This window comes from Pedobacter ginsenosidimutans (assembly GCF_001442625.1).
Taxonomy (GTDB): domain Bacteria; phylum Bacteroidota; class Bacteroidia; order Sphingobacteriales; family Sphingobacteriaceae; genus Pedobacter; species Pedobacter ginsenosidimutans.
In genome coordinates this window covers 37033-51519 of sequence record NZ_LMZQ01000003.1, presented here as the reverse complement: position 1 = coordinate 51519, position 14487 = coordinate 37033, and the positions used below count along the sequence as shown (strand labels likewise).

The 14487-nt window shown below is 38.3% G+C and carries 17 protein-coding genes; 12 read left to right on the top strand and 5 right to left on the bottom strand.

Annotation, left to right across the window (positions count from 1 at the left end; all coding sequences use genetic code 11):
• Positions 1-130: 130 nt before the first annotated feature.
• The 6 genes from ASU31_RS04215 to ASU31_RS04190 all read left to right on the top strand — a co-directional run bounded on the left by ASU31_RS04215 (position 131) and on the right by ASU31_RS04190 (position 3409).
• Complete coding sequence (locus ASU31_RS04215; protein ID WP_057931146.1) at positions 131-757, top strand: DUF2306 domain-containing protein; 627 nt, start codon at positions 131-133, stop codon at positions 755-757.
• Positions 758-774: 17 nt separating this feature from the next.
• A complete protein-coding gene (locus ASU31_RS04210; protein ID WP_057931653.1) occupies positions 775-1659 on the top strand; it encodes a YARHG domain-containing protein in 885 nt (294 codons plus the stop codon).
• Positions 1660-1677: 18 nt separating this feature from the next.
• Positions 1678-2112: a YkvA family protein gene (locus tag ASU31_RS04205; protein ID WP_057931145.1), complete on the top strand. Its 435-nt coding sequence runs from the start codon at positions 1678-1680 to the stop codon at positions 2110-2112.
• Complete coding sequence (locus ASU31_RS28095; protein WP_057931144.1) at positions 2093-2413, top strand: DUF2752 domain-containing protein; 321 nt, start codon at positions 2093-2095, stop codon at positions 2411-2413. Before ASU31_RS04205 ends, ASU31_RS28095 begins: the two co-directional genes overlap by 20 nt.
• Before the next feature lie 8 nt (positions 2414-2421).
• Positions 2422-2898, top strand: coding sequence for a CCC motif membrane protein (locus tag ASU31_RS27825; RefSeq protein ID WP_209434954.1), 477 nt, complete (start codon positions 2422-2424; stop codon positions 2896-2898).
• A gap of 100 nt (positions 2899-2998) precedes the next feature.
• Entirely contained in the window at positions 2999-3409 is a 411-nt protein-coding gene (locus ASU31_RS04190; protein ID WP_029275606.1) for a BrxA/BrxB family bacilliredoxin, read from the top strand.
• A 304-nt stretch (positions 3410-3713) separates the two neighbouring features.
• Here ASU31_RS04190 and cdaA read toward each other — a convergent pair whose 3' ends face one another.
• Together cdaA and folP are read right to left on the bottom strand one after the other, a co-directional pair.
• Positions 3714-4505 carry a diadenylate cyclase CdaA gene (cdaA, locus tag ASU31_RS04185; RefSeq protein WP_029275607.1) on the bottom strand — a complete coding sequence of 264 codons (792 nt, stop codon included), beginning with the start codon at positions 4503-4505 and terminating at the stop codon, positions 3714-3716.
• Positions 4506-4773: 268 nt separating this feature from the next.
• Positions 4774-5625, bottom strand: a complete 852-nt coding sequence (gene folP / locus ASU31_RS04180) for a dihydropteroate synthase (protein ID WP_057931143.1) — start codon at positions 5623-5625, stop codon at positions 4774-4776.
• Positions 5626-5724: 99 nt separating this feature from the next.
• Here folP and ASU31_RS04175 point away from each other — a divergent pair, with 99 nt between their 5' ends.
• From ASU31_RS04175 to ASU31_RS04155, 5 genes are read left to right on the top strand one after another with little or no spacing between them, the layout of a single operon-like run.
• Positions 5725-6273 carry a DUF1599 domain-containing protein gene (locus ASU31_RS04175; protein WP_057931651.1) on the top strand — a complete coding sequence of 183 codons (549 nt, stop codon included), beginning with the start codon at positions 5725-5727 and terminating at the stop codon, positions 6271-6273.
• Between the two features lie 31 nt (positions 6274-6304).
• Positions 6305-7456 carry a BT_3928 family protein gene (locus ASU31_RS04170; protein ID WP_057931142.1) on the top strand — a complete coding sequence of 384 codons (1152 nt, stop codon included), beginning with the start codon at positions 6305-6307 and terminating at the stop codon, positions 7454-7456.
• A gap of 2 nt (positions 7457-7458) precedes the next feature.
• Positions 7459-8514, top strand: a complete 1056-nt coding sequence (locus tag ASU31_RS04165; protein ID WP_057931141.1) for an ABC transporter permease — start codon at positions 7459-7461, stop codon at positions 8512-8514.
• A gap of 3 nt (positions 8515-8517) precedes the next feature.
• Positions 8518-8964, top strand: coding sequence for a DinB family protein (locus ASU31_RS04160; RefSeq protein WP_057931140.1), 447 nt, complete (start codon positions 8518-8520; stop codon positions 8962-8964).
• Between the two features lie 20 nt (positions 8965-8984).
• Entirely contained in the window at positions 8985-9488 is a 504-nt protein-coding gene (locus ASU31_RS04155) for a shikimate kinase (RefSeq protein WP_057931139.1), read from the top strand.
• Positions 9489-9559: 71 nt separating this feature from the next.
• Here the strand turns inward: ASU31_RS04155 and crtD are convergent, their stop codons facing one another.
• The 3 genes from crtD to ASU31_RS04140 are packed head-to-tail and all read right to left on the bottom strand — an operon-like array spanning position 9560 to position 13253.
• Complete coding sequence (gene crtD / locus ASU31_RS04150; protein WP_057931138.1) at positions 9560-11047, bottom strand: 1-hydroxycarotenoid 3,4-desaturase CrtD; 1488 nt, start codon at positions 11045-11047, stop codon at positions 9560-9562.
• A 4-nt stretch (positions 11048-11051) separates the two neighbouring features.
• Positions 11052-12755, bottom strand: a complete 1704-nt coding sequence (locus ASU31_RS04145) for a M28 family peptidase (RefSeq protein WP_057931137.1) — start codon at positions 12753-12755, stop codon at positions 11052-11054.
• 39 nt (positions 12756-12794) lie between these two features.
• On the bottom strand, positions 12795-13253 hold the full coding sequence (locus ASU31_RS04140; RefSeq protein ID WP_057931136.1) for a DoxX family protein: 459 nt from the start codon (positions 13251-13253) through the stop codon (positions 12795-12797).
• A 328-nt stretch (positions 13254-13581) separates the two neighbouring features.
• Here ASU31_RS04140 and ASU31_RS04135 point away from each other — a divergent pair, with 328 nt between their 5' ends.
• The gene (locus ASU31_RS04135; RefSeq protein ID WP_157257922.1) at positions 13582-14481 is read left to right on the top strand and encodes a DUF5694 domain-containing protein; all 900 of its coding nucleotides are present in this window, start codon (positions 13582-13584) and stop codon (positions 14479-14481) included.
• Positions 14482-14487: the final 6 nt, after the last annotated feature.

Sequence of the window (14487 nt, the reverse complement as noted above, 5' to 3'; positions counted from 1 at the left end):
TCTAGAGCCTTTTAAGGCAATTTGCAAGCTCAGTTTGATATTTTTTATATTACTAATGTTACTCACAATGAAAAACATCCTCATCTTTTTTTATTTTTAGGATTATGAGTTACTCTTCAATAAAAAATAGATGAAAAGCTTTAGCTATAAACATGTGGCCTGGCTATTGTTTTTTGCCTATTTCTTTATGTTAATGATTCAGATTACTTTACGGTATATCCCAATGAGCAGTGAAGTTTCTTTTCTGCAGATTAAACAGACTGAAGTTTCAGGGATCAAAGCCTATCTTCCCATATTTTACATCCATGTTTATAGTGCCATATTTGTACTACTGGCTGGTTTTACACAGTTTAATCCTAAAATTTTAGCTAAATACCCCAAAATACATAAATGGTTGGGCTACTTGTATGCAGGCTTCGTATTGTTACTTGCCGCGCCTTCAGGTATTTTTATCGGCTGGTTTGCAAATGGGGGATTAATGGCTAAAACCTCATTTATTATTTTAGGCGTTTTGTGGTTCTGGTTTACCCTTAGGGCCATTCTGTTTATTTTAAAAAGAGAAATAATAGCACATAAAAAGTTTATGTACCGTAGTTTTGCTTTGGCAACCTCTGCGATAACTTTAAGGCTATGGAAAGTTATTTTAGTATATTTATTTCATCCAGCCCCAATGGATGTTTATCAGATTATTGCCTGGTTGGGCTGGATACCCAATTTGTTAATCGCCGAATGGTTGATCAAAAAGAAATTTATTTGACCTTAACATATATACCGATGAAAAAAATCTTATTATTCGCGCTCATTCCCTTTTTGATGCTATCATGCAGAGACACCAAAAAAACAAAAAAAGAAAAAGCAGCAGGCATTGCGCAGCAGGAAATCCACAAAGAACTTTATGGCTTTTGGGTAGGCGATTTTTACACAACCGATGAGTTGGAATACGAAGGAGATATGTCTGATGCTGTTAAAAAACTGAATATCAACATAAAAAAAATAACCAAAGATACCGTGATTGCACAAAGTGTGGTTTCTGGCAACAGCCGTCCGCTATTGGGTAAAATATCAGAAGATGGTGGCAAAATTACCTTCATTCTGGATGAGCCTGGGACGGATAAATACGATGGGAAATTTGAAATTACCCTTGTTGGCGACACCTTAATTGGTAAATGGAACGCTTATAAAAAGGAACTGAAATGGCCAGGAAAGGAATTTAAGTTGTTAAAAAAGGCTTTTGAATATAATGCCAGCCGTATGTTGCCAACCGAAATGGAATATGTAGATTGGAGCGATCACAAAATGGTAGAGCGGTTAGATACCCTTGAAGATGGAAGTATAGATTCGTTAGGAGCCAATACTTTTTATAGAAGCGCATCCGAACAGATTTTTAAATTAAATGCTTCTACTACTGTACTTAAAGAAGAAGATGTAAAGAATTTGAGAAAGCTTGATCTTCAGATTATCAAAAACACCATTTTCGCCAGACATGGTTATGCCTTTAAAAAACAGACTTTCAGAAATTTTTTCGATCCTGTAGAATGGTATGTTCCTGTTAAAAACAATGTTGATAACGATTTAACGGCTGTCGAGAACAAAAATATTAAACTATTGGATCGCTTTACCAAGTATGCCGAAGACAATTATGATGCTTTTGGCCGTTAATTTGTAATGTAGTTAACTATGAAATTGAATAGGGAGAAAATACTGGGTTTCTTTAAAAAATCGCAAAGCAAAGCTTCGGTAATATTAAGTGATAAGACCAAAGCCAGCAATACGATTAAAGATGCATTGGGAAAGGCAGTAAGCAATAAAGGTGATCTTGAAGGTGTTTGGTCAAAACTGGTGCTGTTGTTTGCCGTATCTAAAGATTATGTGAACGGCGATTATACCGAAATTCCTAAAAGATCGATCATTGCTATTTTGGGTGGCTTGGTTTACTTCTTGTCTCCGATAGATGTTATTCCTGATTTTGTGCCGGTTTTAGGTTTTGTTGATGATATTTATATTTTAAACCTGGTGTATAGGCAAGTGCTTAAAGATCTGGAGAAGTACAAAACATGGAAAGATGCACAGGTGAAATTTATTGGCAATATAGATGGCCCAACCGCAACGTAATTTTCTCGATTGGATAGGCGAGCATCTTTTTGCCTGTCCGTTTAGAGCCCATTTTGGATTCGATTGCCCAGGCTGTGGCTTTCAGCGTTCGGTTCTGGCTTTATTTCGGGGCGATTTAATCGCATCATTTAAGTTTTATCCCGCAACAATTCCACTCATTTTTGTTATAGTATTTACCATTGTTCACCTCAAGGTCGATTTTAAGTTCGGGGCGCAGCTGATAAAAATCGTTTTCGCAAGTGTTGCAGTAATTATTTTAATCAATTACATTTACAAAATATACACTCATCAATTGATCTAAATATAGCTATGTCAGAAGAACAGGAAACTCCTCAAGAAAATAAACCGATTGATCTTTCAAAAGATAAAAATCCAGAACCTGCACCATTTCAGCCATTAGGTAATGGTCCGGTTACCCCACCTCCATTTCAGCAACCGCCGCCATTTGGACAGTTTGGAGGAGGTTTTGGTCAGCAGAACCTGCCAAACGCTACAGCTTCGCTAGTATTGGGTATTTTAGCTATACCAGCATGTTGCTTTTATGGGATATTTGGATTGATTTTTGGCGTAATTGCTTGGGTATTAGGTGCAGGTGATATGAAAAAGTATCAGCTCAATCCAAGTTTGTACACTGAATCGTCGTACAAAAATGCTAAGGCAGGTAAGATATGCGGAATGATTGCGACGATTTTAAGTGCATTGATGGTGCTTATGTTTATACTCATTATTGTAGGTGTGGTTGCAAATCCACATATGTTTGAGAATTTCTTAAGAGATCTGAAATAAGCTGAATTTAATTTTACCTTAAAAATATAAATCGAATGGTGCATGCCATTCGATTTTCTTATTTTTGTAGGATTGAAATTGTAAATAAAAAACTAAGATAATGTATCCAGAATATTTAGTAGAGCCAATGCGTAAGGAATTAACTAACGTAGGTTTTCAAGAATTAAAAAACGCAGAAGACGTAGATCAAGCGATTAAAGGCGAAGGAACTGTGTTGGTAGTAGTAAATTCGGTTTGCGGTTGCGCAGCAGCAAATGCACGTCCGGCCGCCAGAGCAGCAGCAGCACACGAAAAACACCCTGATAAATTGGTAACTGTTTTTGCAGGAATGGAAAAAGAAGCGGTAGATCAGGCAAGAAATTACATGATGCCCTTCCCGCCATCTTCTCCGGCAATGGCGTTATTTAAAGATGGTAAATTGGTTCACATGATCGAACGTCACCAGATTGAAGGCCGTCCGGCACAAATGATCGCTGATAACCTGATCGGTGCTTTTGAACAATACTGCTAAGATTGATTAAACAGATTATTGGATTACAAGAGTAACCTGAATTTATAATGAAATGGTGAATGGAAACATTCACCATTTTGCGTTATTGTAATTTTTTGCCACGGAAACACAGAAAGCACGGAATATTCCCCTTCGATTCGTCATCCTGAGCGTAGTCGAAGGATCGTTTTCATAGGTGAGGGATTATTCATGATGTGTTTAAGATTTAAAAGGTATTCATGCTTGCAACGCAGGTCTTTACTGCGTTCAGAATGACATAGAAGTCCGAATCTGTGTAATCACTTTCAATCCCCAATCTGTGTTCCTAAAAATCCTTATTCAGCAATTTCTCCAACTCCCCAAACGAAACATTCATTCTTACCCTGCCTTGTTTGGCATACGATATTTCCCCGGTTTCTTCTGATATGATTACCGCAACGGCATCAGTTGTTTCAGAAACACCAATACCCGCACGGTGCCTTAACCCAAACTGTGAAGGTAACTGGTCGTTATCCGTTAAAGGCAAAATACAGCTCGCACTTTTAATTTTGTTTTCAGAAATAACCACGGCACCATCATGCAGTGGACTATTTTTCTGAAAGATACTTTCCAGCAAACGTTTCGATATTTTGGCGTCAACAAGTTCACAGCTATTGGCAAAAAACTGCTCATCGTAAAATTTAACAAATACCATTAATGCTCCTGTACGCGTTTTTTTCATGCTTTTACAGGCGTCGATAATCGGTTTTATACGGGTTAAATTATTCCTTTCAATTTCTTTTCTGCCAAATAAATATCCCCACCAGGCTTTATTTTTCTGTAAGAAGGCATTTTTACCGATCAGCAACAAAAAACGCCTGATCTCCGGGTGGAAAATTACAATCAATGCAATAATCCCCACACTCATAAATTTCTCTATGATGGCCGTGAGTAATTTCATATGCAAAGCATCAACAATATGATAAAATATTGCAATGATGAGCATCCCAACCAGCAGGTTAACAGCTAAGGTATTGCGGATTAGGGTATAAACGTAATAGATTAAAAGTGCTACGAGCACGATGTCTACCACGTCGGTAATGGTGAATTTTACGAAATCAAAATCTAATCCTTTCATCAATGGCAAGATAGTAAAACGGTTTTCAGTTTACAATACTAGGTTAACTGTTTAAATTGGTTATTAATGATCGTCACCCTGAACTTGTTTCAGGGTCTTTACCCAAAAATAGATGCTGACCACGGAGTAGCTACAAGACAATTGAAAAAATATTTCTACTTGTAAAACAAGTTCAGCAGGACGAATCTAAGTGGAGGCGTTATCCTGAATTCATTTCAGGATCTAATAACAAATAATTATCCAATGGTGATTTTCTTATAGCAGCAGCTTAACTCAGCATCCCAACTAACTTCACACATTCTACTGCTTCCTCAACATCATGTACCCTTAGAATACCCGCTCCTTTTTGTAGTGCAATGGTATTGAGTACGGAAGTTCCGTTCAGGGCCTCTGCTGCCGAAGTGCCAAGTGTTTTATAAATCATTCCTTTACGCGAGAAACCCACTAAAATAGGAAGTTTAAAAATTTTAAAAGCTTCCAATTGGTTAAGCAACTCATAATTATGTTCGATTGTTTTTCCAAATCCAAAACCAGGGTCAATAATTACGTCGTGAACATGAAGCGCTTTAAGCGCCGCAACTTTTTTCGCCAGGTAATCAATTACTTCCAATAACACATTGTCATAAACAGGGTTTTGCTGCATATTTTGGGGTGTACCCTTCATGTGCATCATCATATAAGGTACCTGTAGTTTGGCCACTGTTTCGAACATCTGTTCGTCCATGTCTCCGGCGGCAATATCATTAATGATGTGCGCGCCGGCAGAAATCGTTTCCTCTGCTACTTTCGCCCTGAAGGTATCGATAGAAATAATCGCTTCAGGAAATGCTTTTACTAAGCTTTCTACCACCGGCACCAAACGATCAACCTCTTCACTGGTAGAAATATCATTAGCCCCTGGTCTGGAAGAGTATCCGCCGATATCAATAAAGGTGGCACCTTCATGAAGGAATTGAGCAGCTTTGGTTAAAGCTTCGTCTATTGATTTTGTGCGGCTATTGCTGTAAAAAGAATCGGGGGTGATATTTAAAATACCCATTACTTTTGGGAAGCTTAAATCGATAAGCTTACCTTTAATGTTTAAGCTTTGTTTGGGCTCAAAAAAGTTTTTTTCTGCCATAATAAACCCTTTCGGGATTTGGGTTTCGCTTTAAAAATGTATCTTTAGCTTTTGTTTTTTCACGACAAAAATACACTAAAAACTAAATAATTATTGGCTTTGGCACAAACAAATACCTCTACCGAATTTGATGAAGTGATTGCAGTTTGCAGATCATTATTTTTAAAAAAAACTAAAGATTATGGCACTGCATGGCGGATTTTAAGACCAAGTTCGATAACCGATCAGATTTTTATCAAAGCACAACGCATCCGTACCCTCGAAGAAAAAAAAGTAAGTAAAGTGGGAGAGGGTGTGATATCTGAATACATCGGAATTGTAAACTATTGTATTATCGCCATGATGCAGCTCGAACTCACTGAAAGCGACCCGAATGAGATGCCTTATGCCGAAGTTGAAAAACGGTTTGAAGAAAAGGTAACAGAAACCAAAGATTTAATGTTTGCCAAAAACCACGATTATGGCGAGGCTTGGCGCGATATGCGCATTAGCTCGTTAACCGATCTGATTTTGATGAAAATTTTCAGGGTTAAACAGATAGAAGATAACGAAGGGCAAACCCTGGCATCGGAGGGTGTTAATGCAAATTATCAGGATATGTTGAACTATTCGGTTTTTGCACTGATCAAACTCGGTGTTAAGAAATAGCGTAACAGCCTTTAAAAAATAGATACATAAGATGCGAAACATACTTTTAAGATTCTCCAGGATTTTTGTCGGTGCTTTATTCATATTTTCAGGATTAATCAAAGCAAACGATCCACTTGGCTTTGGCTATAAACTACAGGAATATTTTGAAGTTTTTCACATGAATTTCCTGAGTGGAATGGCCACTGGTATCGCCATTTTACTTTGTACTTTAGAAATTGTTCTCGGTGCCTTATTGCTATTGGGTTTCTGGAGTAAAAAGGTAGCCTGGGGTTTATTGCTTCTCATTATCTTTTTTACCCTGCTAACATTTATATCTGCAGCGTTCAAAGTAGTTACCAGTTGTGGCTGTTTTGGCGATGCTATTCCGCTTACCCCATGGCAGTCGTTTAGTAAAGATCTGGTTCTTTTAGCGCTGATCATTGTTATTTTCTTAAACAAGAACCTGATACAGCCTTTATTCAAAAAAGAAACCATTCAAAGAAATATTGCCATTGCAGTAACAGCCATATCTTTAGGTTTTGGACTGTACACTTACAATGTTTTGCCGATCATCGATTTTCTGCCCTATAAAGTTGGTGCACATATTCCATCATTAATGGTTATCCCTCCTGGAGAAAAACCAGATGAATTTGAGATCATGTATCACTTAAAAAACAAGAAAACCAATGAAGAGAAAGATATGAGCGATAAAGCCTATCTTAAAACCGAAATCTGGAAAGACAATAACTGGGAAATTATTGGCGAACCCACAAAAAAATTGGTTAAAAAAGGTTTTGAACCTAAAATCAAAGACCTGAACATTACAGATGCTTCGGGTACCGATTATACCAAAGAACTGATCGAAAACCCTTATTATAATCTGATCTTTGTAGCTTACGATCTTCATGCTACAAACGAGGCCGCTATTGGTAAACTAAACGCTTTGGCTTTAAACGCTACACAGCAGTTTAATATCCGTACTGTATTGCTTACTTCCAATTCAGCTCAGGATGCACAGGCTTTTATCAAAAAGAACAACCTGTTTTCGGAGGTTTTTTATGCCGATGCCGTACCTTTAAAGAGTATGGTTAGGGCAAATCCTGGTGTCTTATTGATGAAGAATGGAGTGGTAATCAATAAATGGCATTTTCACAACGTACCCACTTTCGACCAACTCAGTCGAAAATATTTCGATAAATAAATATGATCGGATATGCACTAAAAAAACTGATGTATGGGCTGCTGGTAATGGGCGGTGTAATATTGGTTGTTTTTGTGCTGTTTAATATTTTGCCTGGCGACCCTGCACGGATGACGATGGGGCAAAGGGCCGATGTACAATCGCTCGAAGCCGTTCGTAAAGAGTTTGGCTTAGACCGATCCAAACCTGTTCAGTTCGTTTTATATATTAACGATTTATCTCCAATTAGCATTCTGGATAACGATAGTACCAATCAACAGAAATATCATTACGCGAAACTGATGGCCTTTGAGAAAAAGGCGCTGGTGATAAAATGGCCTTATCTCCGCAGTTCTTACCAGACCAAACGCGATGTAACAGCTATACTTTCAGAAACGGTACCGAATACTTTTATCCTGGCTTTAACAGCGATGATTTTTGCGACCATAATCGGTGTGTTTTTGGGTGTACTTTCAGCAGTTTATAAAGATTCGTGGATTGATAAATCGGCCAATGCCTTTGCTATTTTAGGTATATCAGCGCCTTCTTTTTTTGCAGGGATTATTATTGCCTGGCTGTTCGGCTTTGTACTGAGCAATTATACAGGCCTAAAAATGAGCGGCAGCTTATATTCTTACGATCCCTTTAATGGTGAAGTATTAACCTTAAGAAACCTATGGCTGCCAATGATTACCCTTGGTTTGAGACCTTTGGCTATTATTGTACAGTTAACCAGAAGCGCAATGCTGGATGTTTTGGCGCAGGATTATATCAGGACTGCAAGAGCCAAAGGCTTAAGTAGAAATGCCATAATTTATAAACACGCGTTAAAAAATGCGATGAATCCGGTAATTACGGCTATTTCGGGATGGTTTGCCTCTTTATTGGCGGGTTCTTTTTTTGTAGAATATATTTTTGGATACAATGGACTGGGAAGAACAACGGTAACCGCTTTAGAAATGTCTGATTTTCCTGTGGTGATGGGATCTATTCTTTTTATCGCTTTTGTATTTGTTGTCATCAATATTTTGGTTGATATTTTATATGCTTATGTTGACCCAAGAGTTAAATTAAGTTAGGTTATGCGCGAGGAAGAAATTATAAATTATACTGAGCTTGCCGATCAACGCATTATCGAAATATTTAAGCTTGCAACAGCCGAAATGCCTGATGCGGAGCGATTGTTTAGCCATGTACTTAATGCGCAGCATATATGGGCACAACGGATTTCAGGCAAGAAGCCACTTTATGGTGTTTGGGATATTCATCAAAAGGAAAACTTTGAGCGTATTGCCGCTGAAAATTTTAAGTTGATTAGGGCCGTATTGAAAGAAAGTCCTTTAGATAAAAAGATTTTGTACAGCAACACACAAGGTATTCAGTACGAGAACCGATTAGATGAAATTTTATTTCATTTATTTAATCATTCTACTTATCATCGCGGACAGGTTGTAACTTTATTGAAAAAAGAAGGTTTTACGCCACCTGTAACCGATTATATTATGTTAAAACGCGACCATTTACTTTAGGTCGGTTAAATAGAACACACATGAAGATTTTCCTTATCGGATATATGGGCTGCGGCAAAAGTACAAAAGCTAAACAGCTGGCACATCGTTTAGAATGCCCTGTGATTGATCTTGATGCCGAAATTGTTTCAAAAACAGGTAAAAGCATTGCTGAATATTTTGCCGAATTTGGAGAAAGTGGCTTTAGGGATTATGAAAGCGAAATGCTTAAAACCTTCGATTATCCAGAAACCTGTGTGGTAGCTACTGGAGGCGGATTGCCGTGTTTCTTCGATAACATGGAATGGATGAATGCAAATGGTGAAACGGTTTACCTGCAAATGGAGCCAGCGGCTTTGGTATCGCGCTTACATAACCGTCAAAAACGTCCGTTGATTAAAGATCTGGACGATGAACAACTTTTAGAATTTATCAAAATAAAACTTCAGGAACGTGATCCTTTTTATACCAAAGCTAAGTTAATTGTAGATGCATTTGATCTGGATGGCGAAAAGTTGGAAGAAGCCATTAAGAACAATCGATAGTCTGCAGTCATTATTCTCTAGTCTTTACTCGATTAATTAATAAGCAGATAGGTTTACCAATTAACCAATGGTTAATGAACTACTGAACTAATTTCATCATCTATTATTTTAGCCGATAACAATGCAAGTGGAATTCCTCCGCCCGGGTGTACACTGCCTCCACAGAAGTATAAATTTTTAACTTTCGAACTGAAATTGGAATGTCGTAAAAAAGCAGAAAACTGATTGTTGGAGCTGTTACCATACAGAGAACCTTGATAAGAACCGGTTTTGCTTTCAATGCTTCTGGGGTCTAAAATCTGCTCACAGATAATATCTTTTTCAATATTTCTGTTTAACAATCGACTGATCTTTTTAATAATATTTGCCCTGGCCTCTTTAATCAACACATCCCAGTTTTGACCGTTATTAGCCGGAACGTTTATCATTACAAACCAGTTTTCACTACCTGCAGGCGCATCTTCTCTAATGTGTTTGGCGCTGATGTTAATGTAAATGGTAGGGTCGCTGCTGATGGTTTTATCTTTCCATATGGCATTAAACTCTTTTTGGTAATCCTCAGCGAAAAAGATGTTGTGCAAGCCCATATCGCTGTAATTTCCATCCATGCCCCAGTAAAAGATCAGAGCAGAGCTACTCCGTTCCTGGTCTAATAGCTTTTTAGGTTGAGTTATGCCTTTAAGCAGGTTTTTATAAGTAAACCAGATGTCGAGGTTCGAAACAACAACGTTAGCTTTATAGGTTTTATCATTAACTTTTACGCCCAGTACTTCGGGTTTAGGCCCATTAGCATATATAATTTCTTCCACCTTTTGATTGTAATGAAATCTTATTCCTAACTCTTCTGCCAATTTTACCAGGGCAGTAACAATACAATACATCCCATTTTTTGGAAGAAAGGCTCCATAGTGATACTCGAAATGTGGAATTATATTCAATGTGGCCGGTGCCTGATAGGGATCGGAACCATTATAGGTGGCATAACGGTTAAAAAGCTGCGCTATTCTATCGTCCTTAAAGAACGATCGGTTTGCTTTTGCCTGTGTTCTAAAAGCATCAATCTGGCCAAAGCGGAATATAGATTTTAAGGTGTCCCAGTGCAGGTAGCTTTTAATTTTATGCAGACTTCTTTCTAAAAATACATGGTGTGTAACTTCATAAATGGTTTTGCTTTTGCCTAGGTAGCGTTCAATCTCTTTCGCGGTTGAAGTTGTTTTTTCTTCAATTTCCTTTGCAAATTTATCCAGGTCTGCACTCGCATTTAACCTTAAGCCATCCTCGTAAAAATAACGGCAAATTTCTTTTAGTTTAATATATCCAAAATAACCTTCAGGGTTTTTACCTGCCAGTTTAAAAAGCTCATCTACATATTGCGGCATGGTGAAGAGGCTTGGTCCGGCATCAAATCTGAAACCGTTCATTTTTATTTCTGCAAGTTTGCCCCCAGGTTTTGAATTAGCCTCAAAAACATCAACCTCATAACCCTTTACGGAAAGACGGATTGCCGATGCAATGCCCGCAATTCCGGCACCGATAACTATTGCTTTTGGTTTAGGCATCAATCTATTTCAACTCCTCTAAATATACCTTCGTTTGTTTTTCGATCTCGCTGGTGGCAAATTTGATGGCCGAACCAACTCTGGTGGTTTCGGATTTTACGGGCATTTTGTTTACCGTTGCCAAAGCATCTGTGTACCATTTGGCCCACACTTCAATAATGTGTTTCTCATCCGTTGCGGTTTTCCCTTTTGCAATTTCTTTTTTGCTCAGTTCAAATTCGGTTTTTAAGCGGTTCAATGCATCGGTTTTAACCTTCGAAACAGTGGTTATTGCAGTATTTTCGTCAGCAGAAATTAAAGTATAGGCCGCAGTTAAACCACTTATCCCAACATTTTTCATTTCGGTTGGCGAAACTTTGTCAATCCTGTCGTTATCCGTATGGTAGAACACATCGGTAAAGTGCCACATCAGTAATCCAGGGATTTTATTTTGCAAGAATGGTGTGTGGTCGCTGCCACCTTCGAACGGGTTATAATTAACTGTCCAGTTGGCAAATTTGCCCTGAGCTTTGCAGATATCAAAGATGAAATCGTTAAAATAATGTGGAAAAAGATCTTTTTCACTAACATCGCCTGCTCCCCATTCGGTATGTTTATCTGTTCCCCTTGTCCAAATGGCAGATGGATCAGGCATTTTTTCAATCAGGAATGAGCCGCCGGTTTTTTTAGTGTCCTCGCCAACCATATCCAAACTCATTCCCCACATAATGCCTTTAGCGCGGGTGGTATCTTCGGTAATATATCTTCTTGTTGATACAATTTCGTCGCCCCATAAAAAAGTGAGGGTACGCTTCGGGCTTATCTTTTTTGCCTGATATAGTGCTGCTGTTAGCCTTGCCATTTCGGCTAATGTGCCAACGCCGCTTGCATTATCGTTTGCACCAGGCTCCTGAACATGGGCACTGAACACAAAACGTTCATTAGGATTTACACTGCCTCTAACATTTGCTACTATGGTTAATTCTTCAGAGGGATAAATTTTAGTCTGAATATTTACTTTCAATTTAGTCTCGCCTTTTAAGCAGGCCGTTTTTAACTTTTCTTTGGCAGCGTAAGATAAAAGCAGTGTCCATACCTCACTGTTGGCTTTCATGCTTCCAAACTGGATAGATGTTTGGTGTACCTCTGGTTGGGTATACTTTGGCATCGAATAGCCAAGCACGCCAATGGCTCCGGCTTTAGTGGCTATTTGGAGCAATCGTGATGGACTGTTCTCAGAAAATAGGATTTTCCCTTTCAGATCCATTTTTTCTATTTCGGCAGGCACTATATTGGCAATGTAAACCACATTAGCCATAACGCCGCCTGCCGCTGTTGATCTGCAATTGATTGGAATCATGTTGCGGTTAGTTTTATAAGAAATAAGCGGTTGTTTTTCCCCAACAATATCTATATTGGCATCAACGGGCTCCCAGGTATTGTTTTTCATTGCCCTTTTTTCGATACGATAAGTTAAAGGAGCTTCAAACTCATTCTGCTTCTGTTCTACAAAACCAGCCTTTTTAAGGATATTTTCTACACAATGGATGCTAGCATTAAAGCCTGTGTTGCCGGGTACACGGAAGTATTTTTCTACAAAAGCAGTTGTTTCGTAGGCGTTTTTTTCTATAAAACCAGTCCGCGTTAGCTTGAAATATTCATCTGTCGAATTTTGTGCGTAACATCCCAGTCCCGCAAAAAGCAGTGCAAAAAGTATCTTCGTTTTCATGATCGTTAGTAAAAGCGAAAGATACTAAGAATATGTTGTTTAGGCGTACCGCTTGCCAGTTTTGCGTTTCAATCCTTCATCAACCGATAATGGGCCTGAACCTACTACCCAAAACATGATGAGCAGAAACAGTACCAAGACCGAAAACCACAATTCCGAATTCGGCGTGGAGAAGCCCGGCGTAAGGTTAACAAAAAATACCGCAAACAATAAGATTGGAATCTGAATTACAACGGCAAAGCGGGTAACTAAACCTAGAGTAATTAAAACACCCCCAACCAAATGTGCAAATGCAACAACATGAATGGCAACACTGATGAGCATGCCCGAAAAACCAAATACGTTGTTTTGTGTAATCATGTTCTGAAGAACCGAAGTGTCACTAACAAAAGAAACACCTTTTCCAAAAATGATCAGGCCAAGTACAATCCGAAGATAATCTAGCCATTTTGAGTGATGAACATCTCCCCAATGTTCAATTTTACGGATAACGTTCATAATGAACCTCCATTTTTATGTGAATTATACTTTAAGTTACGGATTTTTATTTAGTTATCAAATAAGGAACTGAAAATCATTTACTGCCTTCAGGTAAATCACAGCAAACAATCATCTTTATAAAATTTGGCAATAAAGACTTTTAACCCTTTTAGAATGAAATACTTTAATTGGCAACCTGCCTTTGTATCACATTAATCTTGCGGATTTAGCAACCCGCCAAATATGTGTTATAATATACTTATGTTTTTATGGGCTAAAATCTATATATGGGTACGAGCAACTAATGAAGATTTCAGGTGTCTCTTATTGTAAATCAATAATGTTTATGATGTTGCTTAAACCTACCATTCTCATTCTTTTCATACTTTCTGCGCAGCAAGCTTTTGCTCAATCAACAGCAACTAAAAAGGCTGTTAAGCAATTGGATAAAATCTTGGAAAGAAATAGGCCTGTGGCAGAAGTTTTGCTTTTGGGTACGTTCCACTTTGCTGGTGAAAAGGTCGATGAAAATACCACTCCTGAAAACCTGAGGATAAATATGCTTGGTGATGAAAGGCAGCACGAGATCCAGCGGCTCGCAAAAAGGATATTGGCGTTTAGACCGACCAAAATTGCCATTGAGGTGTCGCCTGCAAGGGAAAAATATTACGATTCTCTTTACTCTGAATATAAACTGGGACATAAAATAACAGGTAAAGGCATTGATACTGTAGATGAGACATTCCAGTTGGGCTTTAGGCTTGCAAAGATGCTCGGCCATGAAAAACTTTACCCCATAGATGCGCAACCCTTCCGCTTTAAGTTAAGCCCTCAGGATTCGGTTTTAACCTTTGAAAAATTCAGCAATCAGCGGGATACATCTTATGCTTATTGGCAGAAAAAATACGATTCCGAAAAACGTTTTCAAGATACCCTTAAGTTTCGTTTGCCATTAAACGAATATTTACAATACTTAAACGCACCTGAGAAAAGGGCTTCAAGTATTGGAATGTGGCTCATCACAACAAAAAAAGGAGATAACTCACATCCCATAGGAGCTGATGGGTTTATCACGCGGTATTTCAATAGGAATGTTAGGATATATTCAAATGTACAGCGTATTACCAATGGAAAACATGAACGCATACTTGTGATTTATGGTGCCACCCATATGTACCTGCTCAACCAAATTTTTAACGCAAGCCCAGAATATAAGGTCGTTGACGTTATGAAGTACCTGAATTGACGTCAT

Excerpts from the sequence above, each read along its gene's own strand:
- ASU31_RS04215 (WP_057931146.1), top strand. The coding sequence starts at position 131 with ATGAAAAGCTTTAGCTATAAACATGTGGCCTGGCTATTGTTTTTTGCC.
- folP (WP_057931143.1), bottom strand. The coding sequence starts at position 5,625 with ATGGCAGAAAAAAACTTTTTTGAGCCCAAACAAAGCTTAAACATTAAA.
- ASU31_RS04210 (WP_057931653.1), top strand. The coding sequence starts at position 775 with ATGAAAAAAATCTTATTATTCGCGCTCATTCCCTTTTTGATGCTATCA.
- ASU31_RS04155 (WP_057931139.1), top strand. The coding sequence starts at position 8,985 with ATGAAGATTTTCCTTATCGGATATATGGGCTGCGGCAAAAGTACAAAA.
- ASU31_RS04165 (WP_057931141.1), top strand. The coding sequence starts at position 7,459 with ATGATCGGATATGCACTAAAAAAACTGATGTATGGGCTGCTGGTAATG.
- ASU31_RS04135 (WP_157257922.1), top strand. The coding sequence starts at position 13,582 with ATGATGTTGCTTAAACCTACCATTCTCATTCTTTTCATACTTTCTGCG.
- crtD (WP_057931138.1), bottom strand. The coding sequence starts at position 11,047 with ATGCCTAAACCAAAAGCAATAGTTATCGGTGCCGGAATTGCGGGCATT.
- ASU31_RS04145 (WP_057931137.1), bottom strand. The coding sequence starts at position 12,755 with ATGAAAACGAAGATACTTTTTGCACTGCTTTTTGCGGGACTGGGATGT.
- cdaA (WP_029275607.1), bottom strand. The coding sequence starts at position 4,505 with ATGAAAGGATTAGATTTTGATTTCGTAAAATTCACCATTACCGACGTG.
- ASU31_RS04140 (WP_057931136.1), bottom strand. The coding sequence starts at position 13,253 with ATGAACGTTATCCGTAAAATTGAACATTGGGGAGATGTTCATCACTCA.
- ASU31_RS27825 (WP_209434954.1), top strand. The coding sequence starts at position 2,422 with ATGTCAGAAGAACAGGAAACTCCTCAAGAAAATAAACCGATTGATCTT.
- ASU31_RS04160 (WP_057931140.1), top strand. The coding sequence starts at position 8,518 with ATGCGCGAGGAAGAAATTATAAATTATACTGAGCTTGCCGATCAACGC.
- ASU31_RS28095 (WP_057931144.1), top strand. The coding sequence starts at position 2,093 with ATGGCCCAACCGCAACGTAATTTTCTCGATTGGATAGGCGAGCATCTT.
- ASU31_RS04205 (WP_057931145.1), top strand. The coding sequence starts at position 1,678 with ATGAAATTGAATAGGGAGAAAATACTGGGTTTCTTTAAAAAATCGCAA.
- ASU31_RS04190 (WP_029275606.1), top strand. The coding sequence starts at position 2,999 with ATGTATCCAGAATATTTAGTAGAGCCAATGCGTAAGGAATTAACTAAC.
- ASU31_RS04170 (WP_057931142.1), top strand. The coding sequence starts at position 6,305 with ATGCGAAACATACTTTTAAGATTCTCCAGGATTTTTGTCGGTGCTTTA.